The 24,136-nt window shown below is 71.3% G+C and carries 21 protein-coding genes; 7 read left to right on the top strand and 14 right to left on the bottom strand.

From position 1 onward, the window contains the following. Nucleotides 1–535 precede the first annotated feature (535 nt). Nucleotides 536–1,867, top strand: a complete 1,332-nt coding sequence (locus AB0O24_RS05285) for a hypothetical protein (RefSeq protein ID WP_275800836.1) — start codon at nt 536–538, stop codon at nt 1,865–1,867. 69 nt (nt 1,868–1,936) lie between these two features. Here AB0O24_RS05285 and AB0O24_RS05280 read toward each other — a convergent pair whose 3' ends face one another. The 3 genes from AB0O24_RS05280 to AB0O24_RS05270 all read right to left on the bottom strand — a co-directional run bounded on the left by AB0O24_RS05280 (nt 1,937) and on the right by AB0O24_RS05270 (nt 5,353). Next, the gene (locus tag AB0O24_RS05280; protein WP_275800835.1) at nt 1,937–2,323 is read right to left on the bottom strand and encodes a helix-turn-helix domain-containing protein; all 387 of its coding nucleotides are present in this window, start codon (nt 2,321–2,323) and stop codon (nt 1,937–1,939) included. Nucleotides 2,324–2,618: 295 nt separating this feature from the next. Then, nucleotides 2,619–4,322 (bottom strand): amidase, encoded by a 1,704-nt coding sequence (locus AB0O24_RS05275; protein ID WP_363373096.1) that lies wholly within the window; start codon nt 4,320–4,322, stop codon nt 2,619–2,621. Then, complete coding sequence (locus AB0O24_RS05270) at nt 4,319–5,353, bottom strand: agmatine deiminase family protein (protein ID WP_275797107.1); 1,035 nt, start codon at nt 5,351–5,353, stop codon at nt 4,319–4,321. The genes AB0O24_RS05275 and AB0O24_RS05270 overlap by 4 nt, the downstream gene beginning before the upstream one ends. A 199-nt stretch (nt 5,354–5,552) precedes the next feature. Between AB0O24_RS05270 and AB0O24_RS05265 the strand changes: the two genes are divergently transcribed. Beyond that, entirely contained in the window at nt 5,553–6,551 is a 999-nt protein-coding gene (locus tag AB0O24_RS05265; RefSeq protein ID WP_275797106.1) for a LacI family DNA-binding transcriptional regulator, read from the top strand. A gap of 139 nt (nt 6,552–6,690) precedes the next feature. After that, nucleotides 6,691–9,537: an AAA family ATPase gene (locus AB0O24_RS05260; protein ID WP_363373093.1), complete on the top strand. Its 2,847-nt coding sequence runs from the start codon at nt 6,691–6,693 to the stop codon at nt 9,535–9,537. Here the strand turns inward: AB0O24_RS05260 and AB0O24_RS05255 are convergent. The 6 genes from AB0O24_RS05255 to menC form a co-directional block, all read right to left on the bottom strand. Beyond that, on the bottom strand, nt 9,534–10,337 hold the full coding sequence (locus AB0O24_RS05255) for an ABC transporter permease (RefSeq protein WP_363373090.1): 804 nt from the start codon (nt 10,335–10,337) through the stop codon (nt 9,534–9,536). The two genes, AB0O24_RS05260 and AB0O24_RS05255, sit on opposite strands and share 4 nt — an antisense overlap. After that, nucleotides 10,334–11,344, bottom strand: coding sequence for an ATP-binding cassette domain-containing protein (locus AB0O24_RS05250; protein WP_363373088.1), 1,011 nt, complete (start codon nt 11,342–11,344; stop codon nt 10,334–10,336). Before AB0O24_RS05250 ends, AB0O24_RS05255 begins: the two co-directional genes overlap by 4 nt. Before the next feature lie 155 nt (nt 11,345–11,499). Further along, nucleotides 11,500–12,546, bottom strand: a complete 1,047-nt coding sequence (locus AB0O24_RS05245; protein WP_363373085.1) for a hypothetical protein — start codon at nt 12,544–12,546, stop codon at nt 11,500–11,502. A gap of 1 nt (nt 12,547) precedes the next feature. Further along, complete coding sequence (locus AB0O24_RS05240; RefSeq protein WP_363373083.1) at nt 12,548–13,876, bottom strand: AAA family ATPase; 1,329 nt, start codon at nt 13,874–13,876, stop codon at nt 12,548–12,550. A 7-nt stretch (nt 13,877–13,883) separates the two neighbouring features. Next, nucleotides 13,884–15,272 carry a glycine--tRNA ligase gene (locus tag AB0O24_RS05235; protein WP_275801489.1) on the bottom strand — a complete coding sequence of 463 codons (1,389 nt, stop codon included), beginning with the start codon at nt 15,270–15,272 and terminating at the stop codon, nt 13,884–13,886. 134 nt (nt 15,273–15,406) lie between these two features. Continuing rightward, on the bottom strand, nt 15,407–16,540 hold the full coding sequence (gene menC, locus AB0O24_RS05230; protein ID WP_363373081.1) for an o-succinylbenzoate synthase: 1,134 nt from the start codon (nt 16,538–16,540) through the stop codon (nt 15,407–15,409). A gap of 334 nt (nt 16,541–16,874) precedes the next feature. Between menC and AB0O24_RS05225 the strand changes: the two genes are divergently transcribed. Together AB0O24_RS05225 and AB0O24_RS05220 are read left to right on the top strand one after the other, a co-directional pair. Next, nucleotides 16,875–17,687, top strand: coding sequence for an SDR family oxidoreductase (locus tag AB0O24_RS05225; RefSeq protein WP_307384460.1), 813 nt, complete (start codon nt 16,875–16,877; stop codon nt 17,685–17,687). A 5-nt stretch (nt 17,688–17,692) separates the two neighbouring features. Further along, entirely contained in the window at nt 17,693–17,902 is a 210-nt protein-coding gene (locus AB0O24_RS05220) for a multidrug transporter (RefSeq protein ID WP_275801390.1), read from the top strand. A gap of 1 nt (nt 17,903) precedes the next feature. Here AB0O24_RS05220 and AB0O24_RS05215 read toward each other — a convergent pair whose 3' ends face one another. The 3 genes from AB0O24_RS05215 to AB0O24_RS05205 form a co-directional block, all read right to left on the bottom strand. After that, nucleotides 17,904–19,211, bottom strand: coding sequence for a HipA domain-containing protein (locus AB0O24_RS05215; protein ID WP_275801389.1), 1,308 nt, complete (start codon nt 19,209–19,211; stop codon nt 17,904–17,906). Continuing rightward, on the bottom strand, nt 19,201–19,413 hold the full coding sequence (locus AB0O24_RS05210; protein ID WP_275801388.1) for a helix-turn-helix domain-containing protein: 213 nt from the start codon (nt 19,411–19,413) through the stop codon (nt 19,201–19,203). Before AB0O24_RS05210 ends, AB0O24_RS05215 begins: the two co-directional genes overlap by 11 nt. A gap of 121 nt (nt 19,414–19,534) precedes the next feature. Beyond that, nucleotides 19,535–20,227, bottom strand: coding sequence for a GNAT family N-acetyltransferase (locus AB0O24_RS05205; protein ID WP_363373075.1), 693 nt, complete (start codon nt 20,225–20,227; stop codon nt 19,535–19,537). Between the two features lie 245 nt (nt 20,228–20,472). Between AB0O24_RS05205 and AB0O24_RS05200 the strand changes: the two genes are divergently transcribed. Beyond that, nucleotides 20,473–20,877 (top strand): MFS transporter permease, encoded by a 405-nt coding sequence (locus AB0O24_RS05200; RefSeq protein WP_363373073.1) that lies wholly within the window; start codon nt 20,473–20,475, stop codon nt 20,875–20,877. A gap of 4 nt (nt 20,878–20,881) precedes the next feature. On the opposite strand, the gene AB0O24_RS05195 is transcribed toward AB0O24_RS05200, so the two are convergent. Both AB0O24_RS05195 and AB0O24_RS05190 read right to left on the bottom strand, forming a co-directional pair. Then, nucleotides 20,882–22,210 (bottom strand): MFS transporter, encoded by a 1,329-nt coding sequence (locus AB0O24_RS05195; protein WP_363373071.1) that lies wholly within the window; start codon nt 22,208–22,210, stop codon nt 20,882–20,884. 85 nt (nt 22,211–22,295) lie between these two features. Continuing rightward, nucleotides 22,296–22,868 carry a TetR family transcriptional regulator gene (locus AB0O24_RS05190; protein ID WP_275796634.1) on the bottom strand — a complete coding sequence of 191 codons (573 nt, stop codon included), beginning with the start codon at nt 22,866–22,868 and terminating at the stop codon, nt 22,296–22,298. Nucleotides 22,869–22,949: 81 nt separating this feature from the next. Here AB0O24_RS05190 and AB0O24_RS05185 point away from each other — a divergent pair, with 81 nt between their 5' ends. Then, nucleotides 22,950–24,068 (top strand): zinc-binding alcohol dehydrogenase family protein, encoded by a 1,119-nt coding sequence (locus AB0O24_RS05185; RefSeq protein ID WP_363373067.1) that lies wholly within the window; start codon nt 22,950–22,952, stop codon nt 24,066–24,068. Nucleotides 24,069–24,136 lie beyond the last annotated feature (68 nt).

The raw sequence follows: 24,136 nt of genomic DNA, 5'->3' as shown, positions 1-24,136 counted from the left end.
CCGCGCCGCGGCATCCTCACGAATCAGCCGCAGCGCCTCGTCGCGCGCGTGGACGAGACCGGCGATGTTCTGCGACAACGAGAGGACGTCGAAGGTCCGCGGATCGCTGAGATCGAGTCCGCACGTCGCACAGGGCGACGCCGTGATCGGCGCGAAGCACCATGGGCACCGCGATGTATCGGTCAGTAGTTCGGGCTGCGACGGCCACGCCCTCCCGTGACTGCCCCCGTGCCCTCCCGCGACTTCCGTCATGGTCCCCCCTCGGCGTCGGTCGTTCTCCAGGCTAGCGAAGCGCCCGCGACGAGAGGGGGTTGTCCACAGGGGGGGCACGGATGCCGCGCCGGCACCAGGTGAGCACACAGCGTCGTCGAGGTGAAGGGACTGACCATCCGCTGGCGGAGACCTCCGCGGCCCTTGAGGGGAGCCACCCGGAGGCAGCCCCCTCACCTTCGCGCGGCGCGACCGACCCCAGGCTGCCGCCGCCGCCGATCGCGCGACAATCAGCGGTTCCCGCTGCCCGATGAAAGGCCCCGCCATGATCACGCCCGCGGATCCGTCACCGCTCCTCCCTCCCGACGTCGATCGTCGCTCCGTCCTGGCCGGCGCCGCATGGACGATCCCCGCCATCGCCGCCGCAACGCTCGCGCCCATGGCATCCGCGTCCACGACCACGACCCTCACCTTCGACCAGACCTCCTATAGCGGCACGGTGTGCACCGACATCGTCGGGGCGTCCGTCACGGTCACAGTCGACGGAGTCGCCGGGCCCGGCAAGAGCGTGACCGCCACGACCTCCACCGGCTATCACTTCGCCAACGGGTCGAGCACGTTCACCGGTGTCTCCGACGCGGCCGGTCGTGTCACGCTCCCGCGCATCCGCGTCCAGGCAGGAGGAACGACAGGCACGCTGACGGCGACGGCCCCGGATGCCACGGCCGCCGCCACCCTCACCTCGCCGACGAGCACCGCCACGCAGGGTCTGCACCGCCGCACGTGGATCGACACCGGTGCCGCCTCATCGTCCGGAAGCACGGATGCCACGGTCCCCACCGGGAGCCGCGCCGTCGGCACGCTCGTGACCCTCGACCCGAGCGGCGTGCTCCGGCGCGGGACCTCGACGATCGCCAGCGGCGTCACGTCGGCGTTCGCCGAGCTGGAGAAGAGCAACTACCTCTCGGTGACGTGGGTCGACGCGTCAGGCCTTCATCGCCGTATGTGGACGGACGTCGGCGCGGCGTACCCCGCGGCGAGCGTGGACGTCACCGTCCCCGCGTACAGCGTCGTCGTCGGCACTTTGATCACGATCGACTCGGGCGGCACGCTCCGGAAAGACGTCACGACCATTGCGACCGGGGTCTCGTCCGCCTTCGCCGAGCTCGACAAGAACAATGCGCTGACCCTCACCTGGACCGACGCGACCGGCATGCATCGACGCCTGTGGACGGGCACGGGCCCCTCCCCGGCATCGAACGTCGATGCGAGCGTTCCGGCGGGCAGCATCGCCGTCGGCACGCTCCTCACGCTCGGCCCCGACGCCGTGCTGCGCAGGGTCACGACGTCCGTCGCCACCGGCGTCACCTCGGCGTTCGCCGAGCTCGACAGCGGCAACTACACCAGTGTGACCTGGGTCGACGGGACCGGCATGCACCGTCGGATGTGGACCGACACGGGTTCCGCCTTCCCCGCAGGGAGTGTGGATGCCGCGGTCCCGGCCGACAGCACGGCCGTGGGCACGCTCCTCACGCTCGACGCCTCCGGCACCCTGCGCAAGGGCACGAACACCGTCGCGACGGGTGTCACGTCGGCTCGCGGCGAGATCGACAAGAGCAACTCGACGGTGGTCACGTTCGTCGACGGAACGTGCTGATACGAGGAGGACGGAGGGATAAGGCGAGGTCACCGACGGGGCATTCCACGCACCCTGCGACGCGCCGACTCAGGAGGCCTTGCGCTTCTCGATCTGATGAACGCGTTGCGGGCTGATGCCCAGTACACGCCCCACGTCTGGGGCGGAGTACCTCTGCGCACGAAGTTGCGCGATGACGGCCCGTCGGCGTTCGGCCGCGCGAGCCTGGGCACGTCGCGCCTCGGCCTCTTCCCGACCGGCTGCTGCCCATTCGTCCAGAAGATCTTCCGCACCGTGGACGGTGACCGTGACAGAAACATCGGTGAGCGGAACGTCGAGCCACATCGCCGCCACACCCTGAGCTTCGCTCTCGACCTCACGGAGCGAAGCGGCCTGGCCACCGGTTCCGAGCTCGGGGATCTCGAACACCCACCAGCGCCCTTCGCGCTCCACGGTGACATCGAACCTGCGAACCATGCTTCCTCCCGTCACTTCCATGAGTCGGGGAGCGTCGCTCCCGCCTTCTCCAACATCCGGAGCACACCGGCCGAAACCTCGCGGTGACCCGCGGGAACAACCGCCTTCTGCGAACCGTCGGGTAACCCCCACAGCTCGTGACTTCCCCGTCCATCCCGCAGGTAGACCCAGCCGATGCTTCTCAGGTGTTGCAGCACAACCCGCGTCTTCTGCGCTCTCACTAGAGTAGGAAAGACCCCCCTTACTCCGCAATCAAGGGGGGTCTAGTGAGATTCATCTGCCGCGAGGCGCAAAGTCACCCGCTTTCGCCCCCCAGCGCCGGCGTCCGCGGCGGCACCACCCGCCGCGGACGCAGCGCCTCGAAAGCCGCGCCCAATCGCAGCAATGACGTGTCGTCGTAGGCCCGACCGGCGAACGTCAGCCCCACCGGCATCCCGATGTCGGCCATCACCCCCATCGGCACCGTCACCGTCGGCACCCCGCAATGGCGGATCGCGAGGTTTCCCGTCGAGACCCAGACGCCGTTGCGCCACGCGATGTCGGCCGACGCCGGATTCACGTCCGCGTCAGCCGGCGCCACGTCGCTCTGCGTCGGGAAGGCCAGGGCGTCGAGGTTCTCGGCATCCATCCACTCCTCCAGATCCTGACGCCGCGTCTCTTCCAGACCCCGCACACCCTCAGCCAACTCAGGGATCTCGGTGAACGCCTTCACCGGGTGCTCGCGCACGTACGCGGGATACTCCGCGATGTCGTCGTCAAAGCCCGTGTATCGGTCGGGCAGCGCCCCCTCGGGGTGCGGGAAGATCTCCGCCCCGTCGACGACCGCGAGGCCGGGGTGTCCGTTCGCGCGGAGGAAGTCGTCCCACGCCCACGCCGACAGGTCGACGATCTCGCGGCGGAGGAACTCCGGCGACACCAGACCGCGGGTCGAGATCGTCGGCGCTCCGGGGCGGTCGCCCTCGTAGTTGCTCAGCAGCGGGAAATCCGTCTCGACGACGATCGCCCCCGCGGCCTCGAGGTCGGCCCGCGCGGCCTCCCAGAGCGCGAGCACCGACGGTCGCGGTTCGATGCGCTCCCCCGTCGGCCCGCCCACGCCCTTCGGACCGGTGCCGACGAGCGGATCCGTACCGAGAAAGAGGCGCGGGATGCCGATCCGCTTGCCGACCAGCGAGGCGTCGGCCGCGAGTGCGGCGTACGACTCCGGCCGGACCTCGGACGCAGCCGGCAGCGGCACCCACGGCTGTGCGCGCCAGAAGTCCCCGCGCGTGTCGGGATCGTCGGCGACGACGACGTCGAGCACCGCGAGCAGGTCGGCCATTGACCGCGTATGCGGCACGACGACGTCCATCGTCGGCACCAGCGGCCAGTTGCCGCGCACCGAGATCACGCCGCGCGACGGGGTGTACGCGCAGAGTCCGTTGCAGGATGCCGGGGCCCGCCCGCTCGACCACGTCTCCTCGCCGAGCCCGAAGACACCGAACGACGCCGCCGTGGCCGTCCCGGAGCCGTTCGACGACCCGGAAGCGAACGCCGAGGTGAGGTAGTCCGCGTTGTAGGGGCTCTCGGCTCTCCCGTAGAGCCCGCGCTGCATGCCGCCGTTGGCCATCGGCGGCATGTTCGTGCGCCCGAGGCAGATGGCACCCGCGTCACGCAGCCGCTCGATGGTGAACGCGTCGCTCTGCGCGACGAGATCGGCGAAGGCAGGGCTTCCGGATGCCGCGGTGAGACCGCGCACGCGATAGCTGTCCTTCGCGGTATACGGGATGCCGTCGAGCGGGCCGCGCGCCTGCCCCGCGGCGCGGCGCGCATCAGAGGCCTCGGCCTCGGCCCGGGCGTCGGGGTTGAGCACGACGACCGAGTTCAGCCTCGTCTCGGAGTCCGGCCCGTCGTACGCGGCGATGCGCGCGAGGTGCGCGTCGACGAGCTCGACCGCGGTGGTCTCGCCGGCGGCGAGCGCGGCGGCGAGCTGGGCGATGGTCGCTTCGGTGACCTCGATCACGCGGTCACCTCCGGCTGCTGCTGGGTGATGCAGTGGATGCCGCCACCCCGGGCGTACAGTTCGCGGGCGTCGACCGTGACCACCCGGCGTCCCGGGTAAGCCTCCTCGAGGATGCCGCGCGCCCGATCGTCGGCCTCGGGCTCGTCGAAGCCGCAGGCGATCACCCCGCCGTTGACGACGAGGTGGTTCACGTAGCTCCAGTCGGTGTCGCCGTCGGCGTCGCGCAGGGCGTCGGGAGCCGGGAGGTCGCGCACCTCGAACGGGCGGCCGACGGCATCCGTCTGCTCCGCGAAGAACGCGCGGAGCTCGGCGGAGACGGCGTGGTCGGGGTGCGCGGGGTTGCGCTGGTCGTGCAGGAGCACGACGCCGGGCGAGGGCATCGTCGCGACGATGTCGACGTGCCCGCTCGTACCGAAGTCCTCGTAGTCGCGGGTCAGCCCGCGTGGAAGCCAGACCGCGTGCGTCGCGCCGATCGTGCGGAGCATCTCGGCCTCGACGCGCGCGCGGTCGGCATAGGGGTTGCGGCGCGGGTCGAGCTGCACGGTCTCGGTGAGCAAGACAGTGCCCTCGCCGTCGACGTGGATGCCACCCCCCTCGTTCACCAGGAGCGACGACACGAGCTCGGCGCCGGCCGCCTCGGCGACGAGGCGTCCGAGGCCGGCGGACTTGCGCCACTCGCTCCACCAGTGGTCGCCCCAGCCGTTGAACGTCCACGCGACCGCCCCCAGCACGCCGGGGCGTTCGGGATCGAGGACGAAGGAGGGTCCGGCGTCGCGCATCCAGAACTCGTCGACCGGCGCCTCGAGGATCTCGATCTCGGACGACAGCATGCGTCGTGCGCGGGCGACCTCCGCGGGATCGACGACCATCGTGACGGGTTCGAACTCGGCGACGGCGTGGGCGACCGCGGTCCAGGCCGCGTAGCCGGCCTCGCGTTCGGCGTCGGTCTCGCCGAGGGTGGGTCCCTCCGCAGGGAAGGCCATCCAGGTACGGGTCTGCGGGGCGGTCTCGCTCGGCATGCGCCAGCTCATCGGCGGGCCATCTCTCTCGGTCGGAATCGGGGTCGGCATGTGGGGCCGGCGGGGTGGATCGTCGTCGATCGCTCCTGCTCGAGCCCGAGGCTACGGGCTCGGTGTTTCAGCCCGGGAGCTCGTGGTGTTTCAGGGATATTAAACGTTTAAGTTGGTATCGGCGCAAGAGTCGATTCGGCGTCGGGTACTGTCGGGCCGTGTGACGCCCCGCAAACCGACGCTGCACGACGTGGCCGACGCGGCCGGCGTCTCGATCGCGGCCGCGTCGTTCGCGCTTCGCGACAAGGCCGGCGTCTCGCCCGAGACCCGGGACCGGGTGCTCGCCGCCGCCCGCACGCTGGGGTACGTGGTCAACGCCCCCGCGCGCAGCCTCCGCACCGCCCGGTACGGCGCGATCGGGCTGTCCCTTCCCCCGGGGGCGACGCGCCTGCCGTACTACACGGAGTTCGCCTTCGGGGTGGTCGACGCCGCCGACCGACGCGGCCTCTCGGTGATCCTGCTCCCTCACCGCAACGCCGACGACACCACCCCGCCGACGGCCTTCGTCGACGGGTACGTGGTGGTCGACGGGACGACGGAGGATGCCGGCGTCCGGGCGATCCTCGACACCGGCCGCCCGGTTGTCAGCGCCGAACACCTCGTGGGCGGCGAGGGACGGGTCGCGGCGAGCGTGGTCTACGACCACGAAGCCGCCCTGCGCCTCCTCCTGGACCACCTGGCCACCCGGGGGGCCGAGCGCATCGCCGCGGTTCTCCCCTCGGCAGGCACCGCGTGGAGCCGTGAGCTCACCGCGACGTACGAGACGTGGACCGCCGAGCGCGGCGGCATCCCGATCTCACGCGCCATCGGCTTCATCCCCACCGCCGAGGAAGTCGACGCGGCCGTGGGCGACATCCTGGCGACAGAGCATGTCGACGCCCTCATCGTGGGCCCGAGCGGATCGGCCGCCCCCGCCCTCGAAGCCGCCCACCGCGCCGGGAGACGCGTCGGCGACGACCTCCTGCTCGCGGCGTACGTCGACGAGCCGATGCACGCGCTCCTGAGCCCCACAGTGACCTCTTTCGACCTCGAGGCCCGCGAGGTCGGCGAGGCCTGCCTCGAGCTGTTCGCCGCGATCCAGGATGCCGATCCCCCGAGCGACCGCGTGCAGGTGAGGCTCCCCCGGCTGGTCGAGCGCGCGAGCACCGCCGGGCGGTAGGCGACGCGCGCCGGATTCGGACGGATGCATCGGATTCGGACCGGATGCCGCGATTCTTCCGAATCCGGTGACGGTCTCCGAATCTGCGAGGGCACGGGCGCCCGTCGGACGGGAACGGCCAGCCACCTAGAGTGAATCCGTGCGGGTGCGGTTCTTCGGCGGGTTGAGCGTCGCCACGGATGACGGGGATGCCGTCGTGCCCGGGCGCGGCCAGCAGTCGCTGCTCCTCCGCCTCGCGGTGGATGCCGGCACCACCGTGAGCGCCCGCGCCCTGGCCGAAGACCTCTGGCCCCTCGACGTCCCCGACGACCCCCGGGCGGCCCTGCAGTCGCTCGTGTCGCGCCTGCGCCGCGCGCTCCCCGCGGGATCGGTGTCGTCCACGCCCGGCGGCTACCGCCTCGACGTGGACCGCCGCGACGTCGACATCACGCTCTTCCAGGACCTGGTGGCCGAGGCCCGCGCCACCGGCGACGCGGCCCGCGCCCGCGAAGCGCTGGCGCTCTGGACCGGCGACGTCTGGACACCGGGCGAGGGCTTCGACTGGCTCGTCCGCGACCTCCTCGAGGATCGCGCCCACGCCGAGCGCCTCGCCGCGGCGGCCCCCGCTCGCGCGGCTCCGCCCGTGCTCCCCGCCCCGGTCACGAGCCTGATCGGCCGAGACGACGAGCTCGACGCCATCCGCTCACGTCTCACCACGGACCGGCTCGTCACGATCGTCGGCCCGGGCGGAGCGGGCAAGACCACGCTCGCCGTCGAGACCGCCCGCGGACTCGCCGGTGCGATCGTCGTCGAGCTCGCCCCGGCCGCGGCGGGAGAGGTCTGGACGGCGATCGCCGGTGCCGTCGGACGCGGCATGCGCGTGCGCGACACGACCGGCGCGACCTCGACCTCGGTCGAGCGTGTCGCCGAGGCGGTCGCCGGACGCGATGTGCTGCTCGTGCTCGACAACTGCGAGCACGTGACGGGCGAAGCGGCGGACGCCGCGCTGACCCTCCTCGGAATGAGCGAGGGTGTGCGCGTCCTCGCGACGAGCCGTGAGCCGCTCGGCATCCCGGGCGAAGCCTTCGTCGACCTGGGTCCTCTGCCGCCCGCCGATGCGGACGCCCTGTTCGCCCGCCGCGTGCGATCCGCGCGCGGGAGCGAACCGACGCCGGACGAGCACGAGGCCGCCGCCCGGATCGTGCGCCGCCTCGACGGGCTCCCCCTGGCCATCGAGCTCGCCGCCGCGCGCTCGCGCACCCTCACCCTCGCCGAGATCGACGCCGGCCTCGACGACCGCTTCGCCCTGTTGTCGCGCGGACCGCGGCTCAGTTCGGAGCGACACCGTACCCTCCGGGCGCTCATCGACTGGAGCTGGGACACCCTCACCGACCCCGAGCGGGTCGCCCTGCGCACCGCGGCCGTCTTCCCCGACGGCATCGGCGCCTCGGACGCCCGTGCCGTCGCCACGGCCTTCGGGGTGGATGCCGACACTCTCGACGCCCTCGTCGACCGCTCGCTCCTTACCCGGCGCGACGGACGATTCCGGATGCTCGAGACCGTGCGCGAGTACGGGCTCGACCGGCTGCGCACCGACGGCGAGGAGGAGCGGTACCGCCGCACCGCCGCCGACGTGCTCACGGTTCTCGCCGCGCGGTGGGAGCGGGACGTGCGTGGGCCGGGGCTCCCTGCTGCCCTCGCCTGGTTCGACGCGAACGACGAGAACCTGACCGCGGCGCTCCGCGCCCTCGCCCGGGCGGGAGACCGTCGAGCGGGAGCAAGACTGCTGCGCAGCCTGCTCTGGCCGTGGGCGATCCGCGAGCGCAGCGACGACCTGCGGCGCGCGGTCGCCGACGTCGCCGATCCCACGCCCCCTCTCGACGACGAACCGACCATCGTGGTCGAGGCGGTCGCGCTGTTCTCGGCCACCTTCCCCGAACCCGGCGGCACGACCGGCCTGTCGCCCGAGGTCTTCCTGGCCCGCCGCCTCGAGCTCGAGGAAGCCGCTCACCGACACCCCTCGGAGGTCACGGCGCTGATCCCGCCGCTGCTGCGCCTCGCGGGCTCGGTGCTCGCCGCGGGAGACGGCGATGCCGCCCGCACCTGGCACGTCGACGTGACCGACGCCGAGCTGCACGCCGCCCCGCCGTGGTCGCGGGCGATCCTGCACACGCTGCACGCCGGGGCCGCGCAGAACGCCGGGGACGCCGTCACGCTCGGTGTCGAAAGCGGCCGCGCGCTCGAGATGTTCACCGAGATCGGCGACCCGTGGGGCACCGGCTTCGCGAGCCAGCTGCGCGCGGAGTGGCTCATCCTCGAGGGCCGCCTCGACGAGGCGCTCCTCGTCACCGACCGCTCGAGCGACGCGATCCGCGGGCTCACGTCGGTCTCGGACTTCCTGCAGCAGCGCGCTCAGGCCGTCGGCATCCTGCTCCGCCTCGGCCGGGACGACGAGGCGCGCGCCCGCGCGGAGGAGATCGAGCTCCTCGCGGGCGCCGACGGCTCGGTACGCGCTCTCGCGCAGGCGGCCATGACCCGCTCGTCCGTCGCGGTCGCCGCCGGGGACGGCGCCGAGGCGCTGAGATCAGTGGAGCGCATCGCTCTCGAGCCGGGATTCCCGGATCAGGTCGTCGCGTGGCGCGACGCGCAACGCGCGCAGGCGCTGCTGCTGCTCGGCCGGCACGACGAGGCCCGCGACGCGCTCCGCTCAGCGCTCGATTGCGCGGCCCGGTCACGGGACTTCCCGATCGTCGCGACGGTCCTGCTCGCGATCGCCGGGTGGAACGCCGCGACCGGGCGTCGCTCCCGCGCCGAAGAAGCCCTCGCCCGCGCCGCCGCCGTGCGCGGTGCCGCCGATGTCCGCGACCCCTTCTTCCTGTGGACGCGAGCACGCCTGGCCGAACTGCCCGAGGCTCCCACGACGGAGGGCCCCGGCATCCGGACGCCCCTGTCGGACGTGGATGCCGAGGCCCTCGCGCCTCTGCTCGACGAGGCCCCGCTCGACTAGGCCTTGCGCATGTAAGCGCGCACCGTCAGCGGAGCGAAGACCGCCACGATGACCGCGGCACCGGCGAGCGAGATGAGCGCGTCGGAGCCGATCGTGCCGCTGTTGACCAGGTCGCGGACCGCGGTCACGAGGTGCGACACCGGGTTGACGTTGACGAACCACTGCAGCCACGAGGGCATGGTGTCCGCGGGGACGAACGCGTTGGACAGGAACGTCAGGGGGAACAGGATGATCATCGAGATGCCCTGCACGCTCGACGCACTGCGGGCGATGACGCCGAAGAACGCGAAGATCCAGCTGATCGCCCACGAGCACGCGATGACGAGGAGGCCCGCCGCGATGACGGCCCACAGGCCCCCCTCGGGCCGGAAGCCCATGACGAAGCCCATCGTGAAGGTCAGCGTCGTCGCGATCGCGTAGCGGACCGTGTCGGCCAGCAGCGCCCCCGACAGCGGCGCGATGCGCGCGATCGGGAGGGAGCGGAACCGGTCGAACACGCCCTTGTCCATGTCTTCGCGCAGCTGCGTACCGGTCACGACCGAGGTCGTGATGACCGTCTGCACGAGGATGCCGGGGATGATGATCGGCAGGTAGTTCTGCACATCGCCCGCGATCGCGCCGCCGAAGATGTACGTGAACATCAGGGTGAACAGGATCGGCTGCAGCGTCACGTCGATGAGCTGCTCGGGCGTCCGCCGGATCTTCAACAGACCGCGGCCCGCCATGGTGAGGGTGTTCTGGACGGTCTGCGCGAGGCTCGCGGTGCGCGGGAGGTCGCGTTCGAGGGTGAGGGCGCTCATGAGCGGACTCCTTCCAGGGCGTCGGCGTTCTCGTGCGCCGGGCGGTCGTCGGTGGGCACACCGGTGCCGGTGAGGGTGAGGAAGACCTCGTCGAGGGTGGGCTGCTGAACACTGAACTCGCTCAGGTGCACGCCCTCCTCGCGGAAGGCCACCAGCAGGTCGGTGACCTGATCGGGGTCGGACATCGGCACCGTGAGGCGCGCCGCCTCCGGGGAGACGATGGCCGTGGCATCCAGGACCCGTCCGACCGTCGCGCGGGCGACGTCGAGATCGGAGCCGGGCTGCAGACGCAGCACGAGAGACGCCTGTCCGACCGAGGCCTTGAGCTCGAGCGCCGTGCCCTCGGCGACGACGCGTCCGCGGTCGATGACGGCGATGCGGTCGGCGAGCTGGTCGGCCTCGTCGAGGTACTGCGTGGTGAGCACGACGGTGGATCCGGATGCCACGAGCCGGCGGATCGTGTCCCACATCTGTCCGCGGGTGCGGGGATCCAGGCCCGTGGTCGGCTCGTCGAGGAAGATGAGCGGCGGCTGGGCGATGAGGGATGCCGCGAGGTCGAGCCGGCGACGCATACCGCCGGAGAACTTCGCGAGGGGGCGGGATGCCGCCTCGGTGAGGCCGAACTCCTCGAGCAGTTCGCTCGCCTTCCGGCGGGCGTCACTCCGGGAGAGGCCGAGGAGACGCCCGAAGATCATGAGGTTCTCGGTGGCCGAGAGCTTCTCGTCGACCGAGGCGAACTGCCCGGTGAGGCCGATGAGCTGGCGCACGACGTGCGGTTCGCGGGCGACGTCGTGGCCGAAGATCTCGGCGCGGCCGCCGTCGGGGCGCAGCAGCGTCGTCAGCATGCTGATGGTGGTGGTCTTGCCGGCGCCGTTGGGGCCGAGCACGCCGTAGACCGTGCCGGCTTCGACGACGAGATCGACGCCGTCGACGGCCCGGTTGGAGCCGAACGTCTTGACGAGCCCTTCGGCTCGGACCGCGGGAGAGCGGGTGGATGAAGTGGTCATGACGACAGGATGCGCCGGGCGCGCTGTCGCGCTCCTGTCACGGGGGCGTGGTCGCTGTCACGGCGCTGTCAGGGGCGCTCGCGGGCGTCTGTCGGCGTCGGGCGGCACGGCCCGCGGTCTCGCCCGGGGCGGGGCGGCTGAAATGCCCTCGGCCCTTACGACGCGGGCGGACGCAGCTGCGTGAGCTTCACCTCGTGCACGGTCCAGACCGCGACCGAGAGGAAGGGCAGCACGGCGATGAGCGGGAAGAACCCCGTCAACGCGACGACGAGGTAGCCCACCGCGATCACCGCGACGGTGACGACCGACACGACCTCGATCGCCCGCTGGCGCGCGAACAGCCACATCGCCCGCACCACCGCGCGATCGCGCAGGGGATTCAGGGTCCCGACGCCGATCACGACGGTGCAGACCAGCCCCACTGCCGCCCCGAGGCGGGAGCCTGTCGACGCGCCGAGCGCCTGCGCGAACATCGCGAAGGTGAAGAACGGCACGAGCGCCGTCACGATCGTGATGAGACCGATCAGCTGGCGCACCATCAGAGCCGTGGCCACCTGCGCGAGATACGGCGGAGTGCGTGCGAGCGGGTTCTCACTCAGCACCCGACGCGCCGTCCGGATCGCCGCGGCACGCTGCCCGTTGACGACCTGCGCGGCGGCGAGCATCTGCCCGACCCGCGGATCGGTCGGATTGATTCGGGCCGCTTCCTCGGCGAGGCGCAGCGCCTCCGCGCGTCGCGGAGCGTGGACGACGGCGATCGACGAGGCCGTGATGAGGGCGTCGGTCCGCTCATCGTCGGATGCGGCGTTCGCGAGCGCCGCTTCCGCCTCGACCCGTGCGGGTTCGAAGAGCCGACGCTCGCGCAGGATCCTCGCGAGAACGATGCGGAACTCGCTGCGAGCGGGATCGAGTCGGACGGCCTCACTGGCCCATCCCGTCGCCTCGACGGGGTCGCGGGTCATGGTGATGCGGGCGAGCAGGGCGGCGGCATCCGGTCTCAGCTCCGCGTGCGCGAACGCGAGACGCGCGTCGCGCTCGGCGAGGTCGAGCGCACCCGTCTGGAGGCGGGCATAGGCCATCAGCGCCAGGGCCGGGCCGTGGTCGGGCTGCTCCGCGAGCACGCGCTCGAGCACCCGTTGCGCCCTCTCCGGTTCATCGAGGAGGAGATACCGCCGCGCCTCGACGATCGGGTCGGATGCCATGTCAGAGGCGGTGGCGCTTGAGGTAGGCCCGCAGCTGACCGAACGTGCCGTCGTCGACCCCGTATTCGAGCACGGGCTTGATCTGCTCGAACCATTCGCGCGTGGAGGGCACGACCCGCGCCGCCGCCCTCTCGAGATCGGCGGTGCCGATCATGCGCGGGACCCCGGATGCCACCGACTCGGTGAATGCGGCCTCGATCGCCTGGTGGACGACATAGGCGATGTCGGCACCCGAGAACTCGGCGGTGCGTCGCGCCACCTCGCGCGCGTCGACCGCGGCGACGGGCTTGTCCCGCAGGGTGTTCTCGATGATCGCGACGCGCGCGGGCTCGTCGGGCGGAAGCACGAGTACCGTGCGATCGAGGCGTCCCGGACGCCGGAGCGCCGGGTCGACATCCCACGGGCGGTTGGTGGCGGCGAGGATGTAGATCCCGTCGTTGTCGGCATCCACCCCGTCGAACTCTTCGAGCAACTGGCTGGCGAACATCCGCAGGTACTGGGACGACGACCCGCCGGACGTCCGTCGCCCGCCGATCGCGTCGAACTCGTCGATGAAGACCACGCACGGCCGTGCCTTGCGCGCCGCCTCGAAGAGGGAGTGGATCGCCTGCTCGGTCTCGCCGAAGTGCGGGCGCACGAGGTCGGCGAGGGTCGCGTGCACGAAGTTCGCCTCGAGCTCGCCCGCGATCGCCCGCGCGATGAACGTCTTGCCGCAGCCCGGCGGGCCGTACATCAAGAGGCTTCCGCGCGCGGCCTTGCCGAACATGCGCGCCATCTCGGGGTTGCGCATCGGAAGGAGGAAGGCGCCGTTGAGGTGCTGCTTGACCTCGTCGAGCCCCGCGACGTCGGCGAGGGTCACGGCCGGCCGTTCGACGTCCCACACCGGCTTCTCGACCTCATCGGCCGAGACCCGGAGCAGGGGCGGGTCGCTCGCGGTGGTGTCGGCCGGGGCGGGCGGTGGGGGTGACGCGCGCGGAGGGACCGCCGCGGCCGAAGGCGGCGTTTCCGGGGCGGGTGGCACGAAGGGCGGTGCCGGGCTGGCGGGGCCGGCCGGAGCCGGGGGCACCGCGGCCTCGTCGGTCGCTGAAGCCGCGGAGGTGGCATCCGGAGTCTGGCCCGCGCGCAGACGCGCCGCCATCAACCGCGCCCGCAGCACGTTCACGGTGGCCGTGTTCGCGCCCTGCTCGGCGACACGATCGATCTGCGCGGCCGCCTCGTCGAGGTGGTCCTGCAGCAGCAGCTCGATGAGATCGACGCGCAGACCGATGTTTCCGGGGTCGGCCTCGACGGCCGCCCGGATGATCTCGACGAAGTCCTCGGAGCCCGTCATAACCGGCTCAGGCTCCGCGCAGCCGTTCGGCGAGGTAGCCGTGGAGCGCGTCGAGGCCGATGCGCTCCTGGCCCATCGTGTCGCGGTCGCGCACGGTCACGGCGTTGTCGTCGAGCGAGTCGAAGTCGACGGTGACGCAGTACGGGGTGCCGATCTCGTCCTGACGGCGATAGCGACGGCCGATGGCACCGGCGTCGTCGAAGTCGATGTTCCACCCGGCCGCGCGCAGCGTGTCGGCGACCTCGCGGGCCAGCGGCGACAGACGCTCGTTGCGCGAGAGCGGCAGGACTGCGACCTTGACGGGCGCGAGACGCGGGTCGAGCTTCAGCACCGTGCGGGTGTCGGTGCCGCCCTTGGCGTTGGGCACCTCTTCTTCGCGGTAGGCATCGACGAGGAACGCCATCATCGCGCGGGTGAGGCCGAACGAGGGCTCGATCACGTAGGGCGTGTACTTCTCGCCCGACGCCTGGTCGAAGAAGGTGAGCGACTGGCCCGACGCCTCGGAGTGGCTCTTGAGGTCGTAGTCGGTGCGGTTGGCGACGCCCATGAGCTCGCCCCACTCCTTGCCCGGGAAGCCGAAGCGGTACTCGACGTCGATCGTGCCGGCGGAGTAGTGCGCGCGGTCGTCCTCGGGCACGTCGAAGCGCTTCATGTTCTCGGGGTTGATCCCGAGGTCGATGAACCAGTTCCAGCAGGCCTCGACCCAGTGCTCGAACCACTCATTCGCCTCGGCGGGGGGCGTGAAGTACTCGATCTCCATCTGCTCGAACTCGCGCGTGCGGAAGATGAAGTTTCCGGGCGTGATCTCGTTGCGGAACGCCTTGCCGACCTGGCCGACGCCGAACGGGGGCTTGCGGCGGGATGCCGTGAGCACGTTCGAGAAGTTCACGAAGATGCCCTGCGCGGTCTCGGGGCGAAGGAAATACAAGCCCGACTCGTCGTCGACGACACCGAGGTAGGTCTTGACCAGGCCCGAGAACGACTTCGGCTCGGTGTACTGGCCCTTCGTGCCGCAGTTGGGGCACGGGACGTCGGCGAGGCCGTTCTCGGCCTTGCGGCCCTTGCGGGCCTCGAAGTCCTCGATGAGGTTGTCGGCGCGGAAGCGCTTGTGGCAGTGCAAACACTCGACCAGCGGGTCGGTGAAGGTCGCGACGTGACCCGAGGCCTCCCACACCCGCTTGGGGAGGATGATGCTCGAGTCGAGGCCCACCATGTCGCCGCGCCCACGGACGAACGTCTGCCACCACTGGCGACGGATGTTCTCTTTCAACTCGGTACCGAGGGGGCCGTAGTCCCATGCCGAGCGCGAACCGCCGTAGATCTCACCGGCCTGGAACACGAACCCGCGATGGCGGGCGAGGGCGATGACCTTGTCGAGGCGGGACTGTTCGGCCACGGTGGCTCCAATGGTCGGGAAAGCTGTGGGATGCCGCGGATGACGCGGACCCCCAGTTTACCGAAGCGGCCCGTCGCCGCCGGGTCCGTGCGCCGGGTCCGTGCGCCGGGTCCGCGCCGGGTCCGTGCTCCGGCTCAGCGTGTGAGGCGCTCGCGTCGCACGGTCACGGCGTCGAGAGCAGCCCGGTCGATCTCGACGCCGAGGCCGGGTCCGGTGGGCACGCGCACGTGCCCGTCCTCGATGACGGCGGGTTCGGTGACGATGTCGCGCGTGTAGAAGCGGGCGGATGCCGAGATGTCACCCGGCAGCGTGAAGCCCGGCAGGGCGGCGAGAGCGGCGTTGGCCGCACGGCCGATCCCCGTCTCGAGCATGCCGCCGCACCACACGGGGATCCCGGCGGCCCGGCACAGGTCGTGCACCGCGACGGCTTCGAGGTAGCCGCCCACGCGACCCGCCTTGATGTTGATGATCGCCGCAGAGCCGAGCGTCAGGGCGTCGGCGGCCGCCTTCGCCGAGACGATCGACTCGTCGAGGCACACGGGCGTCCGCAGCTTCTTCGCGAGCTGCGCGTGGTCGACCAGGTCGTCCTCCTGCAGCGGCTGCTCGATGAGCAAGAGGTCGAAGCGGTCGAGCTCGGCGAGGGTGTCGGCATCCTGAAGCGTGTACGCCGAGTTCGCGTCGACCTGCAGCGGGATGTCGGCGTAGGTCCCGCGGACGGCGGCGGTGTCGGCGATGTCGCGCCCCGGCTTGATCTTGATCTTGATGCGGACGTACCCCTCGTCGAGGTAGCCGCCCACGACGTCGACCAGCGCCGCCGGGTCGCTCTGGATGCCGACCGAGACGCCCGAGGGCACGCGGGTCTTCTCGGCGCCGAGGTAGTGGCCGAGGCTCCGCCCCTCGGCACGCAGCGCGGCGTCGATCACCGCGAGCTCGAGACCCGCCTTGGCCATGCGATGCCCGACGAAAGGCTGCAGGATGCCGGGGACCTCCTCGGGCGCGAGCGTCCGGCGCTCGAGCAGAGCCGGCGCGAGATAGCGGCTCAGCACATCCCACGCGCTGGCCGTGTACTCGCTCGAGTACAGCGGCTCGGCCATCGTCACGACCTCGCCCCACCCCACGCCGTCCGACGTCTCCGCCGCGACGACGATCACCTCGCGCACGGTCTCGGTGCCGAACGACGTCGTGAACGGCGATACGAGGGGCAGGTGCAGGACGCGGAGCTCCACGGCATCCAGGGTCACGGGCGAGGCGGGGCGGGTGAGGGGCATGACGGCAGGCTAACCGCGCGGCCGCGCGGACCGGGGGCGCGGCTGCGGCGAGCCGGTGGCGCGGGCGCGGCGAGCCGTTGGCGCGGGCGCGGGCGCGGGCGCGGGCGCGGCGAGCGAAACTCCTGAGAGATCGGCGCTCGGGCCGCCTGTCGGGGGACGTACGACCTGCCTGCGCCGATTGTTCAGGAGTTTCGCTCGCGCCCGTGCCGGAAAGCGGGCCGCGACGCGAGTGGATAGGCCGGGGTGGCCCCGCCGGGAGACGCGACCGTAACGCCCGCGCCCGCGCCTGGCAAGGCCGACGACCGCGCGGCCCCGCGCGCGTACGGTCGGGCGCATGAGCGACGACTTCACCCCCCGCCACGCGATCGTCACCGGCTCCGACTCGGGCATCGGCGCGGCCACCGCCCTCGCCCTCGCCGACGCCGGGATCGACGTCGCCGTCACCTACCACTCCGACAAGGACGGCGCGGAAGAGACCGCCGCCGCCGTGCGCGCGCGCGGATCGCGCGCGATCGTCGCCCAGTTCGATGCGACCGATTTCGATTCGGTCCCGGATGCCGTGAACGCCATGGCCGACGAGCTCGGCGGCCTCGACGTCTTCGTCAACAACGCCGGCGGCGGCATCGGGGGCTCGTTCCTCGACCTCGACTTCGACACGTGGCGCACCGACATCTCGCTCAACCTCGACGGCGCGTTCCTCGCCCTGCACACGGCCGCACGCCGCATGGTGGAGGCGCGCACGGGCGGCCGGCTCATCGTCGTGTCGAGCGTGCACGAGCACCAGCCGCGCGTCGGCTCGGCCCCCTACGTCGCGGCGAAGCACGGTGTCGGCGGCCTCATCAAGACGATGGCGCTCGAACTCGGGCAGTACGGCATCACCGCCAACGCCGTCGCGCCGGGCGAGATCGCGACCCCCATCAACGACATGTCGGCGGAGGATGCCGAGCGCACCCACCGTCCCGGTATCCCGCTCGGACGCCCGGGCAAGCCCGAGGAGATCGCCGACGTGATCCGCTTCCTGGCGTCTCCCTCGGGCTCGTACGTCACGGGCGCGAGCTGGGTCGTCGACGGCGGGATGCTGCAGATGGGCCCGCAGGCGGGCTCGCACATGGATTCGGACGCCTGGCGTTCGGCCGGAGAGAAGTGAGAGCGATGAGCGACGACAAGAGCTTCGAAGAGAACCGTCACGACCAGCTGACGAGCGCCCCGAAGGCCACCGAAGAAGACGCGGCCCCGCGCTTCGACGTCACCGAGCACGACGGCGTCACCCGCATCGACGTGCGCGACGACGCCGCCGTCCGCCCGGGTCCGGGCCAGGGCGACCCGGCCGCCGAGAAGGACGAGCCGGTCTCGGACTCCTGACTCAGTCGCTGAGCGGGATGTCGGTGGTCGGCTCCACCCATCCGCGCGACCGCGCGTTGTCCGCGATGGCATCCCGGACTCGAGCGATGGTCGGAACGTCGCCCAGGACGCGGATCGCGTCGACGGCGGCCTGGTCGAATGCCCACACGATGCCACGCAGGATCTCGCGCGCCCGCAGGAGCGCCTCATCGGGGTCGAGCCCCAGCCGACGCCCGGCCAGTTGGAGGGCATTCTCGCCGACGCGGTCGACCACGTACTCACCGTCCAGCGACATCGCCAGTTTTATCGGCTGACCCTCGGGCGTCGGATAGGGCGCGTGCGTGCCGAGGTCATAGAGGGGGGCGAGGGTCGCGCGCGAGCCATCCAGCAGGAGCGAGTAGTTCTTCGCATGCGCGTCGGTGCCGACGGCCGCAAGGTTGAAGGCAAGAGCGTCGAAGAACCTTCGACTGTTGTCTTGACGGTCGCTTCCGCTGGGGAGGCCGCGGAATAGATCCGCGATCTTGCCGACGCCGGGGCCGCCGTCGCTCTGGTACTTCTTATCGGGCTCGACGGCCAGCGCCTGACACAGATCTTCTTGGTGCAATCGCGCCCAGCGTTCGCCGGTGAAGGCACGGTCGTATCGGCGGGAGATGAAGACGTTGTCGCCCGCGGTGGTGGTGGCCATCTCGCTCTCGGCGACGACGAGACCCAGGTGACGCGCCGCCGCCATCGTCATGTACTCCACGATGTGGTGCTCGGAGTACGGGGGGACAGCGGGCTTGATGATGTGCGTCGTCGGGGTCGAGTCCAAAGGGGTGGCCCACTGCCCTTCCGCCGTGCGGAACAGCGCTGTCTTCGGCTGTGCGCCGGGGAGCGACCATCGCCCCGCTCGCCGAACGCCCCACGTGGCGGCGTTGGCGATGAGGTCTCGGATGAGGCCGGCGAAGTCCTCGTCGGAGTGCACCTGCAGTCGACCGGTGCGCGTGGCGGCGTCATCGCTGTCTTCGCCCTGCGGGAGGAGCTGCACCGCGCCGGCCGCGTCACGACCGATGTGAGACAGGAGCGCGAACGGGTTGTTCTCGGACACGTGGTACTCGCTCGCGAGTTCCCTGAGTCGGCCGGCGCTGTCCGGCAGCAGGCCTCTCAGGTATGCACGGGCGGGGGCGTTCTTGTGCATCTGCCGGGCGAGAGGCATCGACAGCGACATCGGCGTCGCCCCTCGCGAGCGTCGGTAGTCGTCGTCGTACTCGAAGCCGAGCGCCCCCGCGCGGGATTGAGTGAAGGCACCCACACGCACCCCGTCGAGATAGGCGTGCAGCTCACTCGTCATCGTGCACCTCGAGGGCCAGGCCGAGCGCATCGAGCACCCAGAACACCCGGTGCAGGGTGACGGAGGGCTTCCCCCTCTCGAAGCGCACGAGCCAGTCGCGCGTCACGCCCGCGTTCTTTGCGAGCTGCTCCTGCGACAGCCCCTGTTGCGCGCGGCGCTCTGCGACGAGTGCACCGAGATCGGCGGAACGCGCGACGCGCATGATGACCCCCTGCCATGTGGGTTTTATCCCACTCTACGTCGAGTGGGATAAAACCCGCAACAGAAATTGTGGGATAAAAGCCACAACAGCGTGTGTGGGAAAGATCCCACACACGAGCAGCTCAGCGCGAGACAAGCAGGTACCCGCGCCCGTCCACTCCGCCGATGCGGAGACCGGATGCCAGCTGCCCCCGCAGTTCGTCTCGAAGGCGCACACGCCACTCGGCGGCCGCCGCCGGGTCGGTGCGGCGAAGGGCCTCGATGTCGTCGGGGACCTCGACGACCGCACGGACGGTGTCATCCGCCGGGGTCGGGGCGGGCGGTTCGGCGAGAGCCCACGACACCATGAGGCGATCGGACTCGTCCCCGCGGTTCACGTCGTCGGGCATCTCGCCGTACTGGTTGACGAGGTAGTCGGTCACGCGCGTGCCGAGCACGGCGAGGTTGAAGTGCGCGTTACGCGCGATGAGCGGGTCGAAAGTCCAGGTGATGTGCCCGATCCCCCGCCCCAGCGCCCACTCGCGCTGGTGGTTCTTCAGCTGCCGACCGAGGCCACGGCCCTGATAGCCGGGCAGGACCCCGGTGATGTGCGAGTGCATCGACCGCTCGGCGGGCGGACCGAAGAACGCCGCCGAGGCGCCGATCATGTGCTCGCCGTCGAAGAGCCCCACGACGTAGTTGCCGGAGTGCTCGAGCGCCCGCAAGATGTTCGCCGGCATCGTCGCCCGATCTCCGACCCAGACCGCATCGAACAGGCGCGAGGCCTCGTGGATGCCCTCGATCGTCTCGAGGGGACGGATGTCGATCTCGCTCATGCCCCGAGTCTGGCATCCGGCGGCGGCGCCTGCGACAGTGCCGGCGCCTCTCACCCTCGTCCCACCTCTGACGCTTCGTGTCCCAGATTTCGCCACCTCACCGCGCCTCAACCGGCCATAAGTGGGACAAGGGATGCCGCACCGGGGCCTGGAGAGCCCGATCACCCCGCCGCGTGACGAAAGACCGGGTCGACTCGTCCTCCCTGTGACGCCGCACCGCGCGGACCCGACGAAAGGACGAGACGATGAGAGCCGGACGCATCACCACCGCCCGCCGACCGCGGGGCGTCTTCGTCGCGACGGCGATCGGCGCGGGAATCGTCGTCCTGATCGCTCTGGGGCTCTTCCTGCCGCTCGTCGGATTCCTCGCCGGGGCCACCGCGTCGACCGCGGGTCTCCTCCCCTTCCCCGCGCTGAGCGTGACCCTCGTGACGCTGGTCGGCGTCGTCATCGTCGCGGGACTGCTCCTGCTCGCGCTCACCCGCCGACGCACGGGCGTCGCGATCGTGTGGGTCGTGCTCGCCGTTCTCGTCGCGCTGGCCGTGACGGTGTTCCCGCTCGTGGCCGTGGCATCCGGATCCGCGGAACGGGCCTCCGACGTCGCTCCGCTCATCGGCGAGCTGTGGGGGCGGCTGACCGGCGGGGCGTGAGCCGTCAGCGGGGCAGCTTGTCGATCCCGCCCACGTGGCGGATGGTGCGCCCTCGCTCGACGGCGATCGCTATGCCGCCCACGAGCCAGAGGGGCACCTGCACGAGGAACGCCCAGCGGAAGGCATCCAGAGAGTAGGTGTCGGGCGTCCCGGCGCCCTGCACGTCCATCGCGATACCGATGAACAGGATCGCGAGGAGAGCCGCGAGGAACCCGCCGCCGTTCACGATGCCCGTCGCGGTGCTGAGCCGGTGGCTCGGGGTGAACGTGCGCGCGTGGTCGAACGCGATCATCGAGGCGGGGCCTCCGGTCGACAGCGCGAACATCAGCACGATCAGCAGCCACACCGGTGCGGGCCCCGGCCAGACGATGACGACGATCCACACCGCGGCCTGGAACACCACCGTCGGCAGGACGAGCCAGCGCGAGCGCCGCGTCGGGTGTCGGCTCGACAGCGCGCCGATCACCGGTCCGCACAGGATGCCGAAGAACACGAGCGTCGTCATGATGAGCGACGCGGTGGCCGGCGCGAGCCCCTCACCCGCGGTGAGGAAGGGGAAGCCCCACAGCAGCATGAACGCGGTGCCCGCGAACGGCGTGGCGAAGTGCGACCAGAAGCCGAGGCGCGTGCCCGGGTGCGCCCACGACTCGCGGAACCCCTGACGCAGGTCGGCAGAGGACTTCACGACGCGGATCGCGCCCGTCTGCGTGTCGACGGACGTGTCGACCGGATCGGAGCGCCGTTCGGGAGGACGGTTGCGGATGATCAGGTAGGTCAGCACGCCGAACAGCACGCCGAGCCCGGCGACGCTGCCGAACGCGACACTCCAGCTCGTGGCGTGCAGCAGCGCGGCGAGGGGCACGACGGCGATGATCTGCCCGAACTGCCCGATGATCCCGGTGAGCTGCACCAGTAGTGGCGCCCGTTGGGCCGGGAACCACGTCGCGATCACGCGCAGCACGCTGGGGAAGATCGCCGCGTCGCCCGCGCCGATGAGTACGCGGGCCAGGATGCCGATCCCCACCGCATCGGCGAACGCCATGACGAGCTGGCCGGCCGCCATCAGCAGCATGCCGATCGCGATGATCGGGCGAGCACCGAAGCGATCGAGGAGCAGGCCGACCGGGATCTGCATCGCGCCGTAGACGAAGAGCTGGATGACGGCGAACATCGACAGCGCCGACGCGTCGGCGTGGAAACGGGTCGCCGCGTCGACCCCCACCGCCGACAGCGAGGTGCGGTTGACGATCGACACGACGTAGGCGAGCAGCCCGATCCCCCACAGCAGCCACGTGCGCCACCCGGGGCGGTCGAGGCGCAGGGTTTCGGTCACCGTTCCAGGCTATCCGCGCGCACCGACATCCGGTCGTGGGGTGGCGCTGCGGTGGCCACGTCGCGACACGGCGCCGCCGAAGCGGTCAGGAGGGGAGGTCGCCGAGCACGTCGGACATGCGCTGTCGGACCTCTTCGAGGTGGCGGGTCAACGGCATCCGGTTCTCATCCTCAAGCCAGCGCTCGAGAGCGGTCTGCAACAGGTCGACGGTGAGACCCGCCACGACGCGGGACGTGAGCGGATCGGCGCCGCGCGCGGCGCACCCCGCGCGGATCGCCTCGCGCAGGTCGGCCTGCTTCTGCAGATCGCGTTCCCGCAGAGCAGGCTCGGCCTCGATGATGCGACGCGATGCCGCCATCTGGTCGCGCCGCGGCTCGAACCTCTCTGCGGCGAGCGCACGCAGCCCCGTCCAGGCGATCGAGAACGGGGCCACCCCGGCCGGAGCGGCGGCCAACATCGCCGTCGCCAGGCCCGGGATCTCGTCGTCGCCGAAGAACACCTCGCGCTTGTCGCTGAAATGGCGGAAGAAGGTCCGCCGCGTCACTCCGGCGCGCTCGACGATGTCGGGAACGGTCGTCACGCCGAAGCCCCGCTCCTCGAAGAGCTCCAGTGCGGCGACGCGGAGCCTCTCCCTGGTGTCCGGAGCCCATCTCGCCATGTCTCGAGCATAGGTGATGTCACTTGGTGTCATCAGGTCTATAGTGAAGACACTTCGTGTCATCACTGCGGAAAGGCCCCGATGTCCACCCACGCTGCGGCGATCATGCCGGCACCCCGCGCTCGCCTGACCGTGACGACCCTGCCCACCCCGACGCCCGCCCCCGACGAGGTCCTCGTCCGGGTGCGGGCTGTCGCGATCAATCCCGTCGACTGGGTGATCCAGGGAACCAGTCAGGTCACGTATCGGTGGCTTCGCACCCCCGCCGTCCTCGGCTCCGACGTCGCGGGGGAAGTCCTCGCCGTCGGCGCCGATGTCTCGCGTTTCCAGGTCGGAGAACGGGTCTTCGGCCTCGCCACCGGCACCGACCGCGGGCGCGATCCGCTCCGCGAGGGCGCGTTCCAGGATGCCACCGTGCTGAGCGAGCGCCTGACGGCGGCGACACCGGCGTCCCTCTCCGACGAGGAGGCCGCCGTCTTCCCGCTGGGCATCTCGACCGCGGCCTGCGCGCTGTTCCAGCCCGCGCACCTCGGGCTCCCTCTCCCCTCGACCGAGGCCGCGAAGGACGCGGCGGGTGTCGTGGTGGTCTGGGGCGGCTCGACCAGCGTCGGGATGAGCGCCGTCCAGCTCGCGCGCGCTGCCGGCTACGACGTCGTCAGCACTGCTTCGCCGCGCAATGCCGACCTCGTGCGATCGCTCGGAGCCGACGCCGTCGCCGACCACGGCTCTCGGACGGCCGTCGACGACCTCGTCGCCGCGATCGGTTCGCGCCCCGTCGTCGGCGCGGTCGCGCTCGGCGCCGGATCGGCGAACGCGTGCATCGACATCCTCGGGCGCACCGGCGGCACGCGACTGGCCCTCGCCAGCACCCCGTACTCGCTCGCCGGCCTCGTCGGCCGTCGCCGCCTGTTCCCGGCGATGATCCCGGTCTTCTCGCGCATCGGGCTGGCGACCGTGCGATCGATGCTCCGCGCGCGACGCCGTGGCATCCGGGCCGCTTTCGTCTGGGGAAGCAGCCTGCGCGACGACGACCTCGGGCCGCGGCTCTGGGCCGAGGTGCTGCCCCAGCTCCTGGCCGACGGGCGCCTGCGCGCGCTCCCCGAGCCGATGGTCGTCGGCACGGGACTCACGGCCATCCAGGACGCCCTCGACCGGCAGCGAGCGGGCGTCTCGGCGCGCAAGATCGTGGTCCGGCTCTGATCACTGCGCTGCGGGGTGCCGTGGCAGCCCGGTCGGAGCAAGGGCCGTGGCCCCCGGACCACGGACAA

The organism is Microbacterium sp. NPDC086615, assembly GCF_040686055.1.
GTDB lineage: Bacteria > Actinomycetota > Actinomycetes > Actinomycetales > Microbacteriaceae > Microbacterium.
Note: the sequence above shows the minus strand (reverse complement) of the source record. Positions and strands in the feature narration are given on the sequence as shown.